Source organism: Paenibacillus sp. cl6col (assembly GCF_900102125.1).
GTDB classification, from domain to species: Bacteria; Bacillota; Bacilli; order Paenibacillales; family Paenibacillaceae; genus Paenibacillus_B; species Paenibacillus_B suaedae.
Genome location: NZ_FNAZ01000004.1, coordinates 332,682 through 351,473, shown reverse-complemented (window position 1 = coordinate 351,473; position 18,792 = coordinate 332,682). Strand labels below are relative to the sequence as shown.

At 48.5% G+C, this 18,792-nt stretch carries 14 protein-coding genes; 3 read left to right on the top strand and 11 right to left on the bottom strand.

What is annotated here, in order from left to right; genetic code table 11:
- Positions 1-208: 208 nt before the first annotated feature.
- From BLS15_RS13425 to BLS15_RS13405, 5 genes are all read right to left on the bottom strand, one after another.
- Entirely contained in the window at positions 209-1,744 is a 1,536-nt protein-coding gene (locus tag BLS15_RS13425) for an MDR family MFS transporter (RefSeq protein ID WP_051614192.1), read from the bottom strand.
- A 54-nt stretch (positions 1,745-1,798) separates the two neighbouring features.
- Entirely contained in the window at positions 1,799-3,490 is a 1,692-nt protein-coding gene (locus tag BLS15_RS13420) for an ATP-binding cassette domain-containing protein (RefSeq protein ID WP_175460760.1), read from the bottom strand.
- A gap of 22 nt (positions 3,491-3,512) precedes the next feature.
- Entirely contained in the window at positions 3,513-4,133 is a 621-nt protein-coding gene (locus BLS15_RS13415) for an ECF transporter S component (protein ID WP_021256180.1), read from the bottom strand.
- A gap of 142 nt (positions 4,134-4,275) precedes the next feature.
- Positions 4,276-5,013: an energy-coupling factor transporter transmembrane component T family protein gene (locus tag BLS15_RS13410; protein WP_021256181.1), complete on the bottom strand. Its 738-nt coding sequence runs from the start codon at positions 5,011-5,013 to the stop codon at positions 4,276-4,278.
- Positions 4,998-5,924: a TetR/AcrR family transcriptional regulator gene (locus BLS15_RS13405; RefSeq protein ID WP_028533583.1), complete on the bottom strand. Its 927-nt coding sequence runs from the start codon at positions 5,922-5,924 to the stop codon at positions 4,998-5,000. Before BLS15_RS13405 ends, BLS15_RS13410 begins: the two co-directional genes overlap by 16 nt.
- A gap of 236 nt (positions 5,925-6,160) precedes the next feature.
- On the opposite strand from BLS15_RS13405, the gene BLS15_RS13400 reads away from it, so the two are divergent.
- The gene (locus BLS15_RS13400) at positions 6,161-7,783 is read left to right on the top strand and encodes an MDR family MFS transporter (protein WP_090511973.1); all 1,623 of its coding nucleotides are present in this window, start codon (positions 6,161-6,163) and stop codon (positions 7,781-7,783) included.
- A 220-nt stretch (positions 7,784-8,003) separates the two neighbouring features.
- Here the strand turns inward: BLS15_RS13400 and asnB are convergent, their stop codons facing one another.
- Positions 8,004-9,854, bottom strand: coding sequence for an asparagine synthase (glutamine-hydrolyzing) (gene asnB, locus BLS15_RS13395; RefSeq protein WP_021256184.1), 1,851 nt, complete (start codon positions 9,852-9,854; stop codon positions 8,004-8,006).
- A 586-nt stretch (positions 9,855-10,440) separates the two neighbouring features.
- Here asnB and BLS15_RS13390 point away from each other — a divergent pair.
- On the top strand, positions 10,441-11,508 hold the full coding sequence (locus BLS15_RS13390) for an alpha/beta hydrolase (protein ID WP_021256186.1): 1,068 nt from the start codon (positions 10,441-10,443) through the stop codon (positions 11,506-11,508).
- Between the two features lie 172 nt (positions 11,509-11,680).
- Here BLS15_RS13390 and BLS15_RS13385 read toward each other — a convergent pair whose 3' ends face one another.
- The 4 genes from BLS15_RS13385 to BLS15_RS13370 form a co-directional block, all read right to left on the bottom strand.
- On the bottom strand, positions 11,681-13,423 hold the full coding sequence (locus tag BLS15_RS13385) for a glycoside hydrolase family 35 protein (protein WP_090511969.1): 1,743 nt from the start codon (positions 13,421-13,423) through the stop codon (positions 11,681-11,683).
- Between the two features lie 187 nt (positions 13,424-13,610).
- The gene (locus BLS15_RS13380) at positions 13,611-14,885 is read right to left on the bottom strand and encodes a methyl-accepting chemotaxis protein (RefSeq protein WP_090511964.1); all 1,275 of its coding nucleotides are present in this window, start codon (positions 14,883-14,885) and stop codon (positions 13,611-13,613) included.
- A gap of 35 nt (positions 14,886-14,920) precedes the next feature.
- Positions 14,921-15,337 (bottom strand): disulfide oxidoreductase, encoded by a 417-nt coding sequence (locus BLS15_RS13375; RefSeq protein ID WP_021256189.1) that lies wholly within the window; start codon positions 15,335-15,337, stop codon positions 14,921-14,923.
- Between the two features lie 78 nt (positions 15,338-15,415).
- Positions 15,416-16,216 (bottom strand): DsbA family protein, encoded by an 801-nt coding sequence (locus BLS15_RS13370; RefSeq protein WP_231515200.1) that lies wholly within the window; start codon positions 16,214-16,216, stop codon positions 15,416-15,418.
- Between the two features lie 245 nt (positions 16,217-16,461).
- Between BLS15_RS13370 and BLS15_RS13365 the strand changes: the two genes are divergently transcribed.
- On the top strand, positions 16,462-17,250 hold the full coding sequence (locus BLS15_RS13365) for a class I SAM-dependent methyltransferase (protein WP_090511961.1): 789 nt from the start codon (positions 16,462-16,464) through the stop codon (positions 17,248-17,250).
- 164 nt (positions 17,251-17,414) lie between these two features.
- Here BLS15_RS13365 and BLS15_RS13360 read toward each other — a convergent pair whose 3' ends face one another.
- Positions 17,415-18,737, bottom strand: a complete 1,323-nt coding sequence (locus BLS15_RS13360; RefSeq protein WP_021256192.1) for a cell wall-binding repeat-containing protein — start codon at positions 18,735-18,737, stop codon at positions 17,415-17,417.
- Positions 18,738-18,792: the final 55 nt, after the last annotated feature.

The window sequence follows — 18,792 nt, the reverse complement described above, 5'->3', positions numbered from 1 at the left end:
GTACATTTCTCTTATTTCGAAATACTTCGACACAAATCCAAAATTTCCTACTTTTGTGCAGGATAATGTAGAGTGATTTATTTGCAAGAGAAACAATTCCCCATAAGAAAAAGGCCGCCCTTCCAAGCAGTTTCTACTGCTGGAAAAACGACCTGATTATTTAGTGTTTTAGGTTAAGTTACGTAAAGAAGTATCATTGCATTTGTCCTTAATGAGATGGAGATGCTTCATCCTGACTGGATGATTTCCCGGAATTTGTCGACTTAGGCATGAACAACATACTTACTAAGCATGCGACCGCGATAATAGCCATTATCAGGAAGACCTGCCCTAGCCCTGACTCCAGGAAAGAGCGCAGTGTACCCATTAAATCAGGCGACAGCGAGCTTGCACTTTCTGGATTCAACAGCTTGCTCAGATCCTCATTCGAGACACGCGAGGATACGTCAGGCCCCGCATCCGATACCATCGATGCAATGCTCGCATTTAAGAATGTCCCGAACGCGGCAATGCCAAGCATCTGCCCCAACGACCGTACGAACGTGTTCAATGCTGTTGAAGCGCCTCTCATGCTCCAATCGACAGAAGACTGGACAATGACGGTAAATACCGTGAACGACAGGCCGAAGCCTAGGCCTGACAATGACATAATGATTACGATCAAAATAAGCGGGGTTGTATCCGAAATCGTCGACAGCCATATGGAAGCGATCACGATCAATATCATCCCTAGCGTCGATGTCACGCGTGCCCCTATCTTAATCAGCATACGGCCGCCTACAATTGATCCAATCAGCCAGCCAATTGACATTGGGGTCAGTGACAGGCCTGAACTGGAGGCATTTTGCCCTAGCACACCTTGTGTCCAGAGCGGCATATAGGAGCTGATCCCCATCACGATCGCACTTGCGAGGAAGCTGACAAGGTTTGACACCCCGATGTCGCGAATCCGGAACAACTTGAGCGGCACCATCGGTTCCTTTGCCTTCACTTCGATCCGGAAGAAGAGAACAAGGAACACAGCCGCAGTCCCAAACAGTGCGAACATCCATGGAGAATTCCACGCGATCCCCTGTCCGCCTGTAATAATCGCAAACAAGAATGCGGTCATCCCGATGGAGAATGTCGCTGCCCCCGCATAGTCGACAGGCTTGTCCTTGCGCTCCACCTTCTCATGGAAGCACACTATGATCATCCATACCGACACGATGCCGAACGGCACATTGAAGTAGAATATCCAGTGCCATGATAATGAATCGACGAAGAACCCGCCGACTAACGGCCCGACCAACCCAGCAATTCCCCAAATGGAGCTGAATAAGCCTTGAATCTTGGCCCGTTCCTCGTATGTGTAAATATCCGCTACCATCGTGAAGGTAACAGGCATTACAGCGCCTGCTCCGATTCCTTGAAGAGCACGGAATATAATCATCTGCGTCATGGTACCCGATAGACCGCACAACATCGATCCTCCTACAAACAGAGCGGAGCCGATAATAAATATGTTCTTACGGCCATATAAATCAGCCATCTTCCCAAACAATGGCGTTGAGATTGCCGTAGTAAGCAAATAAGCAGCATATACCCAGCTAATCAAGGATAATCCGCCTAAATCCGCAACAATCTTCGGCATTGCTGTACTTACTACTGTTACTTCGATTGCCGCCAGAAAGGTCGACAATAGTAGTGCAAGTGTGACAAGCTTGCGGCTTCGTCCAGCTTGCATAGAAGCCTCGTTCCCCATAAATACCCTTCCTTCGTTCCTCAATCTCGTACAGCTTCCGCAGCTCATGATTCACTATAGATTGATGTGCAGTGAGCCCCGATCCATATTAGCATGCATCAATCGTGGGTGCTCTACCTCTTCCCACATGCGATCATGTGTGGCAACAATCAACGCGCGTCCCTGTTCCGCTTGGCGTAGACACCAGTCGCGAACGAAGGCTGCATGTACCGCATCCAAGGAGGCTGTCGGCTCGTCCAGCAGAATGACTTCAGGTTCATGCGCGGAAGCAATTGCTAGACTGAGCAGCCGCTTCAATCCAGTTGGCATATCATGCGGATGCAGATGCTTCACTTCCCATAGACAATATTGCTGCAAGCGATACTCCACTTCCCGTTCCACCTGTTCATGCGTGTAGACAGCTTGGCCTTCCCAAGACTGTCCTTCTATGCGCAATCGCCCGCATTGATTCGCTGCATGGAGAGCATCTCGCAGTTCCTCTTGCACGGACGCTGCAAAGAAGCCCGATTCGGGCTGCTGTGCTGTGAATCCAATAAGTCTTGCCACTTCACAGGATCGAAGCTTCTGCCCCAATTGGCCTGCAATCCACCATTCCCCTTCCATGCTGCCGGAGCGCTTCGACAAGCCACCAGTTATAAGGCGGAACAAGGTTGACTTCCCCGACCCGTTCTTGCCCGTCAGCAGCATACATCGTCCTGCCTTAAGCTGGAAGGTAACGTTATGAAGCGCGTCCTCTGTCTGCTGACGCTTCTGATCACGACGAGCAATAGGATGATACCGATAGCTCACCTTCGATAAGTGCAGAATGACTTCTTCTTCGAGAATTCTACTACACTCGCCCCCTGCACACTCTGCTCGTACAGCAGCATCGTCTCCAGCACTTCCCTGTTTTACAGTGGCTGGCACTTGCATGGACATAACAGTTGTCTCAGCGTTCCCTTCCCACTTCGGAGGCATAATGCCTGCCTCATAACAGAGCTCCAAGCAGCGCAGATCGTCCTTCGGACGGGATAGACCGTTCAAACCACCCCTTGCGGGATATACAGGCATCTTTCCATCATACACCATCCTCCCATTATGCAACAGAAGAAGCTGTGCATCTTGTATCCAGCCATGCTGCCACTCGTCTGAAAGCTCGTCTAGGCGCGATGCGGCTAATACTATCGTCCTACCCAGACTATGCCAAGCTTGAAGCTGCTCTAACAGACGGCGTCGAGATTCCTTATCCATCTGACTCCACGCGTCATCAATAAGCAGCACATCCGGCTCCATCGTCAATACAGAAGCAACAGCTGTACGTTGCTGTTCGCCTCCTGACAACTGCTGAACCTGACGCAAGCGCAGTTGACGCAAATCAGCCTTATCAAGCTGCTCTTCTACTCTATTATGGATGACCTCTCGCGGCAGGCCAAGATTCTCGGGTGCGAAGGCTAACTCATCCTCAACCGTACCAATCACAAACTGCTCCTTGGCCTCCTGCAGGATGAAGCCCCTGATTGGCGCCTGTCCATCCTTCACCTTGCCGCAGCTCAATTCACCTTGCTGCTGGCCTTCATGCGACTGCATTGCACCGGCCATCAGCTTGAGGAGCGTTGTCTTGCCGCTCCCATTTCCCCCTGCCAGCAGCACAACAGATCCAGACTTGATACAGAAGCTGCATGGCTGCAATACTGGTTCAGACTCGCCAAAATAAGTAAAGGCCACACGCTCAGCGCGCATGACCTCCTTAGATTGTAGGATTCTCATATTAAACTGGCCCCCTACCATACTACTGCCCGCGTGACTCTCTTCCTAGTGCGAATGGGCGCATTGCTCTTGTAGAAGCAATCCGATCCCCAATCATCTTGGTTAGAGCACCGCACAGCAGCATCCCGCTTATACAGCGGATAATTAAGGTTGCAATAAGTACCCACATCTCATAGTGGATATAACCGAACATAAAGGCCGAAACCACAAACCACAGCGGTACTGCTGCTGTACCTACGAACAGCATGATGAACCAATTGTATTGACGGTAACGGAATACATAAAACAACGGTTCAATCACAACCGCATAGCATAATGCCGCAGCAATACAAGACCAAGCCCCATATGCGCTTCCCATTAAGATTTGTACACAAGCGCCAAGCGAATATGTTACCAACGCTGCCCCTGGCTTACGGATAACATATATCGCAAGCAGACCATATATCATGTACAAGCCGACGATCGTTGATGTTAGCATTGGTCCACCAACAGAGTGCAGCAGCTTATTTACCCAAGATAACCCGGTCGTCATTACACCATTTGCAGCTGCAAGCAGTGCCATCAGCACCCAGTCCGCTAGTGTAAGGGAACGGAGCGAGAAACGAGATTCGTTCATTGTAGTTGTTCCATTTCCCATTCTCATAGATGACTCATCCCCAATTCTTCTACTTATGTAACGTTGTGATACCGGCATATGTTAACCCACAACAGATAAACTACCATTAACGTTACAAGGGATGGCATGGAAATGCAAGTCAAATCTATCAATATTGTGTACGTTTTTATTAACCCAAAAGAATTGTCGCAATCATAGCTCCTACAGTCGCAGTCGCAAAGCTGATCCCAAGCGCAGTAAAACGCAAAGTTCTCCATGACGTTCGAGCAAGGCTTGCCCCGAATTGTTTTACTTCCATTGCTGTCGCTACATTTTGAACGCGGCGCATCGCACTGGACGTAACCGCAGCGACGTATTGCCCCGCTAGACGCATTCGCTCACCAATCCCCTGCGGCGCGGTAAGCTGACGCATCCGCTGTGCCTCACGAATATTGCGTGCTTCTTCAGCGAGAAGAGGGACGAATCGCAGCGCGATGGCAACGGCGAACGCGAAGCGATTCGGCAGCCTTAGATGATGGGACAACGCCGTGACAACATCTCGCGGCTCTGTAGTCGTAGCGTATAGCAATGACGACAGGAACAGCGTCAATGCACGCAGCGTCAGCGTGAGTGAAGTATGGCACGCTTCCTCGGTCAGATTCAATCCGAGAACCGTAAGCCGAATCTTGGTACCCGGCAGGACTAGGCACTGGAATAGAAAGAGCGGCAGAGCGAAGCCAAGCAGCAGAATGAGCACCGTTCTCCATCGCGCACCTGACCACCCCGCGCCTGTCACTCCGATGATAAGCAGGGATAAGAACCAGCCAAGCTGCCAATTCAGCTTCATGCTAATCATAACGGCAAGACCGGTGCCGAACAGCCATATCCCCTTCGTGATCGGATCAATTCTGTTCAGCCACGCTTGCATGTTCGTTCATCCCCTTCTGACTCGCAAGTGTGCTCCAGCAAGGTTAGAATACGCTTGGCCGCCTGTTCAATTGGATCGTCCGGCATCGAGCAGAGGAACAATGCCATTGCTCTCGCATTTACCGTTTTTCCGCTTCCCCTTAATATCTCTGACTCTAGAGCTGTGTACGCTTGCTCCGCTTCCTCACGCTGCTTCAAGCTGAACGGCGCACTCATCACTGCATCCTTCAGCAGCCACACTTGATCCAGCAATTGCTGCTGCGAGTTGGACATGCTTACGTGTCCGGAACGCATAAAATCATTCATAAGCGCCATGGTAAGTACAGGCTCGGCATGCTTGCGAACAAGTGACTCCGCAGTCGCATCTAGAACATTTACAATAAAGATGCACACCTGATCAAAGTCCACATTTTTCCGGTCAAATGTCGCATAACTCATGAACTCAATGGTCATACCACTAATAATTGTCGCTAAGTCCATCCAATAAGGCTCCGCTTCCTGACCGTAAACTTCAGCAACTACTTGGCGGAAGGTAAAGAAGCGCTTTGCACGGAAATCGAAAACCATATCCCGAATTTCCCGCTTCTTATATAGGTGTGCTTCCTTGCGCTGCAGGGTAAGGAACAACTTGAATCTGCCGAACTGCTCCAGAGAAATGTGAATGAGCTTGTTCAGCTTCTGGCGAGCTGGCAAATTGTCAGCGAGTGTATCCCGCGCTAATTCATACATCATCTGGTGATAATGGTCGAATATTGTGAACAATATTTCTTCCTTCGAACGAAAGAAGGAATAGACTGAGCCCTTGGCAATTCCGATACGTTCTGCAATTTCTTGAATCGAGGTTTCATGATAACCCTTTTCAGCGAACAGCGAGAGCGCTGTTTCCATGATGAGACGTTTTTTCTCTTCCATGTTCCGTCCTCCGTATGTCATGACTTTCGGTTCAGCCCTTTTTGACCGCCTAGTCAGCATCGTTTGTTACGTTATTCCTACCATACCACAAACATAATATTATGAAAAATATTTTAGTTCCAAAACAATTGACTTCGCGGTCAATCGGGATTATAGTATCAACATGCTATTTTTTGACCCGAAGGTCAGTCGTTCACACAACATATAAACGAGCATGAAAGAAAGGTGATTAATAAATGGCCACAGTGAAAGACCATACGGCATCTCGCCGCAATATGGTACTATTCGGTCTGATTATGGGGATGTTCTTCAGTTCCCTGGAACAGACGATCGTCGGCACGGCCATGCCAACGATAATTAAGGATCTCAATGGGTTCGCCATCTTCGCTTGGGTAACAACCGCTTATATGATCTGCTCTACAGCAGTCATCCCGCTTGCCGGGAAATTAGCGGATTTGTTCGGAAGCCGATTCATCTACCTGACTGGTTGGCTTATCTTCGTTGTTGGTTCAGGCTTATGCGCAACGGCAGTGAATATGGAGCAGTTAATTATTTATCGGGCGATCCAAGGTATCGGCGGCGGTATGCTGATGCCGATGTCCCAGACGATTATTGGTATGATGTTCAGTCCGCAGGAACGCGCCAAGTGGCAAGGGGTATTCGGGGCCATCTTCGGTCTTAGTTCCGTCATCGGTCCGTTCTTTGGCGGATTTATTGTTGATAATATCAGCTGGCACTGGATTTTCCTTATTAATGTTCCGTTCGGTTTATTGTCAACGATCTTAATCTTTATTGGCATGAAATCAATTGATGAGCCTCGAGACAAGAGCAAAAAAATCTCGATCGACTGGCTCGGAATTTTCACTCTTATCCCGGGTATCGTCTTATTGCTGCTTGGGCTGTCGCTCGACCATAACAAGTATGCATGGGATTCTCCAACAAGCATTCTCGTGTTTGCTGGTGCATTGGTGCTCTTCGTTCTGTTTGTCTTCGTTGAGCGCAGAGCAGCAGAACCAATTATTGATATGTCACTCTTCAAAAGCCGTATCTTCAACGTATCTGTAGCACTCGGCTTCCTCGTTGGTCTTGGCATGTTCGGTGCCATTATGTTCGTGCCAATGTTCATGCAAGGGGTGCTTGGCGTAACACCGACACAAGCAGGCTCTACGATGACACCAATGATGATTGCCTTGATTATTGCAAGCATCTTGGCTGGACAGCTGGTTCTGCGCATGCGTTATCGTGCGGTTATGACGATGGGCATGATCATTACGTCCATCGGTTTCTGGCTCATGAGTACAATGGGTGTCAGCACTTCAACTTGGATAGCTTATTCGTTCATGGTTGTACTTGGCTTTGGTATCGGTATGGTTATGCCAATTATTACGCTGGTTGTACAGAATGCATTTCCACGCGAAAAGCTGGGTACAGTCACTTCCGCTACGACGTTCTTCCGTTCTATCGGATCGACGATCGGGGCAACCTTGTTCAACGTTATTATGAACAGCGTCATTGCAACAAATATTGCGAATGCAACTGCTAGTGCTGATCCAGGAACGCAAGCCGTTCTGAGCAAGACCGGTACAGATTCCAATACGCTGTATCAGTTGCTGATTAACAGCGATTTGCTGAAACAGCTTCCTGAGGACTTGAAAGTGAACGTGTTAAATACGATCAAGGATGCTTGGTCTGCTTCCTTCTCCACTGTCTTCTTGACAGGTCTCGGCTTCATCGTGGTCGGTATCTTCGTTGCATTGCTTATCGGCAACGGACGTATCTCCCGTGAGGCGATGCAGAAGCGCAAGCCAGGCGAGAGCTCTGACGATACAATGACACAGCCACAAGCTTCTTCGAAATAATTTTCGCCAACATGCGAAATAGATGAAAAGATGAAAAGCAGCAAGCCTTTCCCATCACGGGAATCAGCTTGCTGCTTTTTTTAGCATTTTGATACAACGTTTGTTGCCATATGCAGATTAGTTATACATAGGGTTCGCAAGTATAATGCCCTTCCCATTTAACTTGAACGCAAAAAAGCAACCCCTGCTTAACAGGAGCTGCTTATCTAAATCCACTATTTTATTGCTGTTTCATGTATGTGCGGTGCCAGAGGGCGAACACATGCAATGTCCAAATCTTGCGGGAGTAGTCTCCTTGTCCATTCTTGTGACGGCGGAACATATCTTCAACAGCCGTCAAATTGACGAGGTGGTCAATACCGCTTGCGGACAACTCTTCCCACATGATGTTTGCACGTTCCGTGCGCAGCCAGTCGCGCATTGGTACCGGGAAGCCAAGCTTCGGACGGTTCAATACCGAATCTGGGATAATGCCCTGCATCGCTTTGCGAAGCGCATATTTCGTCGTACCGTCAGCAATGCGGTAATGGGCTGGGATGCTGCGGGCCACGTCGAATACTTTGCGATCCAAGAACGGAACGCGCAGTTCGAGCGAGTGCGCCATCGTCAGCTTATCCGCCTTCATCAGGATATCGCCAGGCATCCACAGGTTCATATCGATATATTGCATCCGGGATACAGGATCCAGGTGACGTGTACGGTCATAATAAGTACGGGCGATATCAAACGGCTTCGTGAAGTCAGCAATCTCAGACTGTGTCGCACGCAGCAGTTCTACCTTCGCATCATCTGTCATAATGTTCGCGTTGCCGAGGAAGCGTTCTTCAAGCGGCGTCGTTCCACGAAGCAAGTAGTTCTTGCCATAGAAGTTGAACGGAACGGACTGCACCATCTTGTGCATCGCACGCTGCATGCCTTCAGGCATCCATGACAGATAACGAAGGGAATGCGGTTCGCGATATATGCGGTATCCACCGAACAATTCATCCGCGCCCTCACCTGACAATACGACTGTAACATGCTCTTTCGCTAAGCGAGCAACCTCATACAAAGCAATCGCGGATGGATCCGCTACTGGCTCGTCCAAATGCCAAATTGCCCGAGGCACTGCGTCGAAGTACATCTCCTGTGTAATCATGCGATCATAATGCTCCGTATCCAGCTGTCTAGCTGTATCCCGAGCAATTATCGTCTCATTGTTCGCACCTTCGAAGCCCACACTAAATGTCTTGATCGGCTCCATCGAACGCATCAAAGTAGATGTAATCGTCGAGTCAATCCCACTGGAGAGGAAGCAGCCGCGTTCCACTTCACTATGAAGATGGTGTTCTACGGAATCGCGCATAACATCGCGAATTTCCTCGATAATTTGTGTCAATGGACGATCCACAGGCTCGAACATTGGATCCCAATACTTCTCGATGATCGGCTTCCCGCCGAACGGGATCGTGATAGAGTGCGCAGGTGGCAGCTTATGAATCCCTTGATACATTGTGTTCGGATCAGGTACGTATTGGAATGTTAAATAATTATAGAAGCTGTTCATGTTCACTTGGCGCTGAACACCAGGAACCGCCAGCAAGCTTTTAATTTCCGAACCAAAGACGAACATCTCGTCATTTTGATAATAATATACAGGCTTAATCCCAAAATGGTCACGCGCAATAAACAGCTCCTGCTTGTTGCGATCCCAGATAGCGAAGCCAAACATACCGCGAAGATGATGTACACACTTCGAACCATGCTCTTCGTACAGATGAATAATTACCTCTGTATCCGTATGTGTCTTGAATTGGTGCCCGCGATGGATCAAATCTTCACGCAGCTCTTGATAATTGTATATCTCCCCGTTGAAAATAATCCAAATTGAATCATCCTCGTTGCTGAGCGGCTGCGCTCCAACTGCGACGTCGATAATGGACAGACGGCGGAAGCCTAGTCCAACACGATCGCCAATCCACAGCTTCGCGTCATTCGGTCCGCGATGGTGGATCAAGTCCATCATCGAGCGTACTACTTGTTCAGAAGGTTGTTGATCATGAAAATGATATATACCAGCAATGCCACACATAATTGTTCCAAATCCTTTCGCTCGTTGCATATGGCGTAGAACGTACTCAGTTCCCGCTCAGAACAAGGCAACACCCCGCAGAGGCGGGGCTTGTCTATGCAATCATTATAAACGTTTTTGACGAAATGTGACACAGGCTTGCAGCTAAATCAGCGGCATTTCTGTGTGTAATGTTCATGAAAGTACGAATAATCAGCCTGCAGCCATTTGTTTTGCCGCATTGTTCAAGCTTTCTTATGTATATAATTCCGCTTCGGAATGTTATTCGACCCTCGAGTTCGTTCTTTCTCTTACCCCGTTCCATTGTAACGGACAATGGCTCCGAAATCCAATCCATCCTGCTCCTGCAATTCATACCACTTCACATACAGGTATATATGGTCATAGTCTATATTGATAAGCCCATTACCCGTTCAGGCATGACACGAATCTTTCCTTAGCTATTAGGTCGATGCTTCAGTACTGGAAGCATTACTTGCAACGGTTGCTTGGAGTCCGGTTAAATCGACATCAATCTGCACATCCTAATCCGTATCCGCGGACAACATGCTTGACTAATGTATACGTGATTGGAGGTCTGACAGCAATGCTGACACCGATTGCATTTGGCATTATTATCTTTTTGTTACTGTCTGCTTGGCTCATTCCCCATTATGCTGTTCACTATATGACGCGCTCCAAATGTTCCACCTACGAGCGTTGTCTGGAGATGCTTGAACAGCAAGGGGTCTTTACTCGTGAACAATTTGAAGCTTGCCGCAAAGAAGAAGTCACTATCCGAAGCCATGATGGCATTAAGCTGCATGGCTATTATATGGAGAAATTTCCGAATTCACGCCGGATTGCGCTAATTGTTCACGGCTATACAGGAGCTCTTCCTTGGTCAGCTCAATTTATGGATATGTTCACCGAGCAAGGCTTTAATGTACTACTTATTGATCAGCGCAGGCATGGTCAGAGTGAAGGCAAGTACACAACCTTTGGCTACAAAGAAAAATACGATGTGCAAATGTGGGTGGACTGGATTGTTGAACGGAAGGGGAAGGATTGCATCATTGGATTGCATGGTCAATCACTTGGTGGGGGAACCGTGCTCGAATACGCAGCAATCCGCAGGCCACAGGTTCAATTCATTGTGGCTGACTGCCCTTACTCAGATTTGACACAGCTCATTCATTATCAAGTAACGAAGCTGAATCAAATGCCTGCATGGCCTACTATGGCACTCATTAATCGATTGCTTCTGAGCAAGGCAGGATTCCGCATGGAGCAAGTAAGTCCATTACGAATTATGAAGACGTGCCCCCTTCCCGTCTTATTCATTCATGGCAAGGAGGATCGTTTCGTGCCGACATGGATGAGTGAGCAACTGCATGAAGCGAAGCATGATACATCTTCCTTGATCCTCATTGAGGGAGCCGGCCATGGTACCGCTTATTCCGTCGATCAAGAACGCTACCGGCAAGGAGTAACAACGTTCATACAGACAACTGTTGGATCTCCAAATCATGAAGAAGTGGCAGAACCATTGTCCGATGCAGTTCAAGATACAGTCGAAGTGGTAGAAGAACCTAGTTCCGTACTGGAACCCGGAATCGATCTCATTCCTGATCTCGTTCCTGCTGAAGCCGACAACATGCTTCCGGTCATTTGATTAACTTTGATCGACTTAGGCCGTAATTAACCTTATTCACACACTGCACAACATGTTGTGCTGTTCGAATGGCAATTATTTTTTATCAACCTTGTTGTGAAGCAAAATAAGTGAGCAGCCCTTCTCGGAAGAAGAAAGGCTGCTCTGTATTTCCGACAATCTACATATGGCATTATAAGGACGGAACCGCTTCAAAAATAAGCTTGTCCCCCGGTGTGTGCAGCTCAAATACGACAATTTGGTTTTCTCCTTGGCGGAGTATTGGTGCTGGAACATAGAGTGTCTGCTGCGGACCAACTTCCCAGTAACGTCCAAGATTGAAGCCATTTACGAACACTACGCCCTTCTTCCATCCATCCAAGCGAAGAAATGTATCCTGCGGCTGCTCTTGAATCGATAGCGTAGCCTCGTAGAATGCCGGCTGCTCTCCCTCCAGCCCAGAATCAGCTGTTTTGAATTGCAAGCCACTCAGAGTCTCCAGCTCCAAACTGCGCACTTCCCAATGGAACAGAAATTGCCCATTCAATCGAACGCCATGCGTAATCCCTTTGCGATCATACAGCTCTGATCCATAGTTGACACGCCCCATATTTTCTACAAAAATATCAAGCCGCGCTCCACCCTCTGGAATCGTCACCGCCAGCTTCTGGGGATCCCAGCGCTCCACTATGCCGATTAGCTTCTGATCCAAGAATACATGAGCACGATCGTGAACATCCTGAATCGTAAGCGTGCATTCTGTGCGTGGACCAGACACTTGAGTGGAGTACAAGATAAAGCCATTATTCTGATCATACATTTCCATTGGCTCCGGGCATATACTCATCTTCACATCCGTCATAGACGCAAGCGTATCGAACAGCTTCACAGCTCGGTTCACTGAGATTTCACCGTACGCTGTCTTAGGCATATTCTCAGGCAGGTCACCTTCAGGCAGCGATACATACTTACCGATTACCTCTCGGAATAACCGATACTTCGGTGTAATATCTCCTGCTTCACTAATCGCACTATCATAGTCATAGCTGGTTACCGTTGGCTCGAAGCGTCCCCCGTGATTAGCTCCACTGCCAAATCCGAAGTTCGTACCCCCATGCAGCATATAGAAGTTCACCGATGCGCCCATTCCCAGCATCTCATCCAGCACCTGCGCTGCATCTTCTGCGCTGCGCGTATGATGCTCTTCGAACCAGTGATCGAACCAACCGTTCCAATACTCCATACACATAAGCGGCGCATCTGACTGATACTGTTTCAGCTTGTCAAACGCTTCCTTCGGTCTCGAACCAAAGTTGACGGTCGCGAGCACGCCATCGGCCATCCCACCCTGCAGCATATCATCACCAGGACCATCTGAAGTGAATAATAGGACATCGATGCCACGTTCTACCAACATGCCGCGCAAAGCTTGCAAGTAAGCCTGATCATTGCCATAGCTGCCATACTCGTTTTCAATTTGCACGGCAATAATTGGCCCCCCTGCTGTCGCAAGCAACGGCTTCAATTGCGGGAGAAGGGCATCATAGTATGCGGATACCTTCTCTAGGAATCTAGGATCACTGCAGCGCAGCCGCATATCTTCCTTCAGCAGCCAAGCCGGCAGCCCCCCGAACTCCCATTCCGCACATATGTAAGGGCTTGGGCGCACAATAACGTACAGACCTTCGCGCTCTGCAATGCGGACAAACTCCGCAATGTCAGCCATTCCTTTGAAGTTGAACTGACCTTCTCGCGGCTCATGCACGTTCCAAGCAATATATGTCTCTACGCAGTTGCAGCCCATCGCTTTCACCTTGCGAAGCCGATCTGTCCAGTATTCAGGCACAATGCGGAAATAATGAACAGCACCAGAAATAAGCAGTGTAGGCTTGCCTTGAAGCATAAATTGCTGACCTTCATATGAAAGCGTTGTCAAGATTTGTTCTCCTCCTGCCTTATACCGTTTATTGTGAAGCACTTATATCTCCATCATATCAATTTCGCCGCAAATGAACATGTATTTTACATACCAGTTTATGAACAAATGTCACAAGAAAAGACTTGCATCCATTTGGCTGATGCAAGTCTACGTTCAATTGACATTAATTAGGTGATTTCCTATTTTAATTCTTAAATGCCGATGTCTGCGCCTGCAAACGAGTCGCTTGATCTCGTAGCACATCAGAGGAGGCAGCCATTTCTTCCATGACAGCTGTCTGTTCTTGTGTCGCACTCGCTACCTGACGAGTGCCTTCCGCCATCTCATTGACAATGGAAGCCATCCTCCGTGTCTGCTCCAGCGTAGTTGCGAAGCGCTCTGTCTGCTGCTCTACTTCACTTGCAATATCATGAACGGCCTTCGAAGCCTGCTTCGTTACATGTGCGATAGCACTCAGGGCATTTGCAGCTTCATCCTTCTTCGCCGCTTCAACACTTACGATGTCGACTTGCTTCGTAATCAAGCGAACAGCCTGCTCCACCTGAGACTGCATCAGAACGATGCGGTCATTAATATTATTCACCGCAGAAGCACTCTGCTCCGCCAGCTTCCGAACTTGGGATGCGATGACGGCAAATCCAGCACCATGCTCTCCTGCTCTAGCCGCTTCAATCGAAGCATTCAGGGCAAGCAAATGCGTCTGATCAGCAATTTCTCGCACCGTAGTCGAAATATCTCCAATCTGTTCCGCCTGCTCGCTGAGCCGCTGTACCGTGTCTATCGAGGCCTGTCCAGATTCAGCCGCCATCAGCATGCCATCAATGATCGACTTCAACATCTCCTCACTGTCTGCAAGCGTTCCAAGCATATCTTGAGTCATACGCTCCGTCTCTTCCGCTCTTTCCTGAACGGCAGCAGCTGAGGCGTGAATCTGTTCCACCGATTCAGCTGCTGAGGCAGTCCACATCGCCTGCTGCTCCGCTCCGCGATTCATCTCGTCAGCCGCGCAGGAGATTTGTTCGATCTGGTGAGCAGCTTGAGTCATGGCACCACTTAATGTTGAAGTATTTTGCGTCGTAATATCAACACTGCTTTTAATTTCCGTAATCATATGCTGCAAATTGCGTACCATTTGGCCAAAAGAAGCAATCAGAACATTGACCTCATCATGGAAATGGTACGACGGTAGGCTCACATTCAACTTTCCCTGCGCCGCCTCGTCTGCCGCCTTCGTCAATTGAATAATCGGCTTCACAATGAGGCGTGCTGCAAGCCAACCTAGCAAGCAGGTCCAGAATATGCCGAGCAGGAAGATGATGCCGTCATACAACAGTTCATTCATTCCCGGTGCTAAGTACGGCTTCAGCACGAAGATGAAAAATCCGCTTGTCGCATAGGTAACGCCCGACACCACCAGCATGCCAACTACCATTTTCATTTGCAATCCGAATTTCATCATTTCCTTCTCCCCCACCTCGTCGACAACCCTACGCCTTATTCCTCTGGCTCGTTTTTGCGTGCGATGATCAGCAGAATCGTGATGAGTAGAAATGCGATAAACGCCAACAACGGAATTGTAATCCAGCCTTCCATATAATCGTAATTACACGGAACCCCAGAGCGGCAAGGAGTTAAGCTTGCCATCCCCGGTACCTTCTGCAGCAAATAATGATAGGTTGATACTGACCCGCCGATAATCGATAGCGGGAGTGTATACCGAACGATACTGCGGTCATTGCGGTATGCAGCAATCCCCAGCACAAGGACGAGCGGATACATGAATATCCGCTGAACCCAACACAATTTGCACGGTTCCCACAACAATAGTTCACTCATATACAAGCTTCCACAAGTTGCAATCAGGGAGATGATCCAAGCAACATATAATGCATAACGCCGGATTACAGACATATATCATTACCTCCTGATTTAAAAGAATAACACTATTAACGAACGAATCACTTACCGCTTGTATACTCGTTGTAGATGCTATTTCGCTTCATTTAATACGTTCTCGATGAACGCTTTCAATTCACTGTAGCTGTCCCATTGACCTGTAAACTCTTTGCCATTCACATACACAGATGGCGTACCTGATACCTTCGCAAGATCCTTTAACTTCAAATCCTGCGCGATAGCGTCTTTGTGCGCCTGCTTCTCAATTGCATCTTCCAACTTCGCTACATCGATGTCTGGCGACACCTGCTTGGCTAAGTCTACGAGCAATGGGGTTGTCACCCAATTGTCTTGCTCTTTGCCCTGCGCATGATAAATTGCCTCATGATAAGGCCAGAATGCTTCCGGCTTCTGACGGAACACTTCCTCTGCTGCATTCGCCGCTAAATAGGAGTTGTCAATGAACGGGTAATTAATGAAGGTGAACTTCACTTTTCCCGTATCGATAAAGTCCTTCTTCAACTGCGGGAACACCGTTTCTTCCCAGTCCTTACATGCAGGGCATTTGTAATCACCGAATTCGACAATTGACACCTTCGCCTCTGTAGAACCAAGTGTCGGCTGTCCAGTCAGATCGAACTGAACGGCAGGTCTGTTCAAGACCTCATCCTGCTTGATCTGCTCCCCTTGCTTGTTCAATACAAATATAAGTCCGAGCAGAACCACAATGGCTACAGGAATCATGAACATGAAGATGCGGTCATTACGCTTTTTATTGCTGCGTGAAGCTGACGTTGGCCGGGATTGTCCAGCAGTGGATGCTGAAGTTGAAGGTCTAGTCTGACCAGGCTGCTTCGCACGTTTGGATTTTGAAGATTTACCCAATCTATTCACCTCTTCTAACTTTTTTTCACCTTCCTTAAATGTAATGGAAAGCCGTCCATTTTTCCATTTCTTTTGTGCAAAATGAAAGATTATTTATCAAAGATTGCCATCACTTAGCAACAACCTGGTCTTTTAATAATTAAAAACTATAAAGTATATAGATATTATATATTTCACCTATATACATCCCATCTGTCATACTAATTGAAGTGGATCAATCCTATCGAAAGTAACAAAAGAGGAGGCGTTGCCTAATGTCAATCGATCATCATTGGAATCCTGTACTGTATGACAGCAAGCTTCAATTCGTATCGCAGTATGGCACAGATGTAGTAGGATGGCTCTCGCCACAGCCAGGAGAGAGAATTCTTGATGTGGGATGCGGGACGGGCGATTTGGCAGCTAACATGGCAGAGGCAGGGGCCAGAGTAGTAGGAATCGACCAATCCGTCAACATGATTGAGCAGGCACGCAACAAATATCCCTCCCTCACCTTCATCCCCATGGATATCACCGCCGAATGCCCCGGACATTACGCAGGATCATTTGATGCCGCATTGTCGAACGCCGCCCTCCACTGGGTAAAGAAGCCTGAAGCAGCCGCACGCCATATCTACACCGCTCTCCGTCCTGGCGGGCGCTTCGTCGCAGAGCTTGGAGGCAAAGGGAATGTGGAAGTTATTGTCCGAGCCATCGAGGAGGTTCTAGAGCAACACTTCAGTATCGATCCGAAGCCGCTTCATCCCTGGTATTATCCGACTATTGGCGAATACAGCACTGTTCTTGAGCAGGCCGGATTTCAAGTCACCTCTGCGATTCACTTCGAACGCCCCACGTTATTGACTGACGGTGAGAACGGTCTGCTCCATTGGCTGCATGCCTTCACGCATGATTTTACTTCATCCTTATCATCGGCGGATATTCCAGACTTTATGGAATTGGTTCAAGCAAAATGCCGACCTGCTCTGTATCATAACGGTGAGTGGACTGGCGATTATAAGCGGCTCCGAATTGTAGCTAGTAAGCCGTCTCAACCAGCTTGAAATCACCCAGCATGTTACAACAACTGAGGGCAAGATAACAACCTCCTTGAATAGCTTGTCAACGTGTACCTGCACGTTATTCAGCTAACGTTCCGTATATAACAAGCTTCCTTCCGAAACAATCAGCGTCGGGGAAGGAAGCTTGCATGCTACGTTATTCTGAATCACGAACTGTGATGATGAGTAGATCCGTGTCCTGCCCCGCTCCTCGCTTGAATTTCAAGCAAAGCATCCAGCTCACTTTGAATTCGTGGGACAACGGACATTTCCGCTCCTGTTAACCAGGCTGCATTATATGGCCCTTCTACTGGACTATGCTCGTAATAGGGTCTGATCGACTGCACATAGTCATACACCGCCATTGGCACCTGATCCCGCTGTACCCAGAGCAGCGGGGCATGTTTGCCCAAATGCGCAAAAGGGGCTTGTGCGATCGCCAGCCACTCATTTCCTTCCTTCACGAAGGAGAAATTGTGGCCTGGCGTGGTTATTCCCCACCCGAACCCCGTTTTCTTGTCCTTATATTGCGCAAAGGCAATTGCCTGCTCGACTGGCGTCGCAGCAGCAATCCGCTCTACCCTTCCGAACACTGCAAGTTCATCGGTCACTTCCCGTGGAATAATGTTCTCCGAGCCAAGAATATACATAACCGCCTTCTTGCGGCGCTTGGCAAGCGCATCAGCCGTAGCCTGTGGAATTCCCTGCTTATTCACATACAAGACAGGCTCCTGCATATGTGCAATCCAATTGACCGCAGGCAGTGCATAAGCTGGTTCATCTGAGGAGACGATTATTACCGACATCGGCCGCTCCTTGCTCACTCTAGCATAATAATCATCAATCGCTGCCGCCACTTCTGCCGGCTTACCCCCAGCAATAACGTCCATCTTGAATCCGAGCTTCTTGACTTCATTTATAACTGCCCCATCTACCTTGCCTACAACGATAACTTGAACCCCTTTATTATCAGGAGCTCCCTTAGGCTTCAAGCGCTGCAATTCTGCTCGTGTCTCCTCTGGCAATCGATCTGTCTTGATATAGAGAAGAGGGCCATTGTTAGGGAAATGAATCAAATCAGCCGCAGCCATCGCAGTCGCCCACTGCTCATCAGGCACAAGCACGACGCCATTCGGTCGCTGCTCATCGATGTGCCCAGGCCATACTGTGCGAGATATGGTGACAGCTGCCTTCACATGATCATCTGTATTGATTCGGGTCATATTTTTCGTTGCGATCCAAGGGGAATGCACTGCCTGTTCACTAACCAATGGCTCTCCAGCATAAAACGCTGCTTCCCCCGAGGAGACGGTCATCGTAGATCCACATCCTGCTAGCAGCAAGCATGAGAATAGTACTCCCCAGCATATCGCTCGCATGACATATTTTCGATTTCCCATGCTCCCATTCTGCGCAGCCATCGCAGCATCCCTATTCTGTCTTGTATCCCTGTTATTCATCTGCCGTGCTGGCATCCATGCCTCATTCATGAACATATACCTCCAGTTGCTCCATCCATATCTTGTAAGGATGCCCGACTGATCC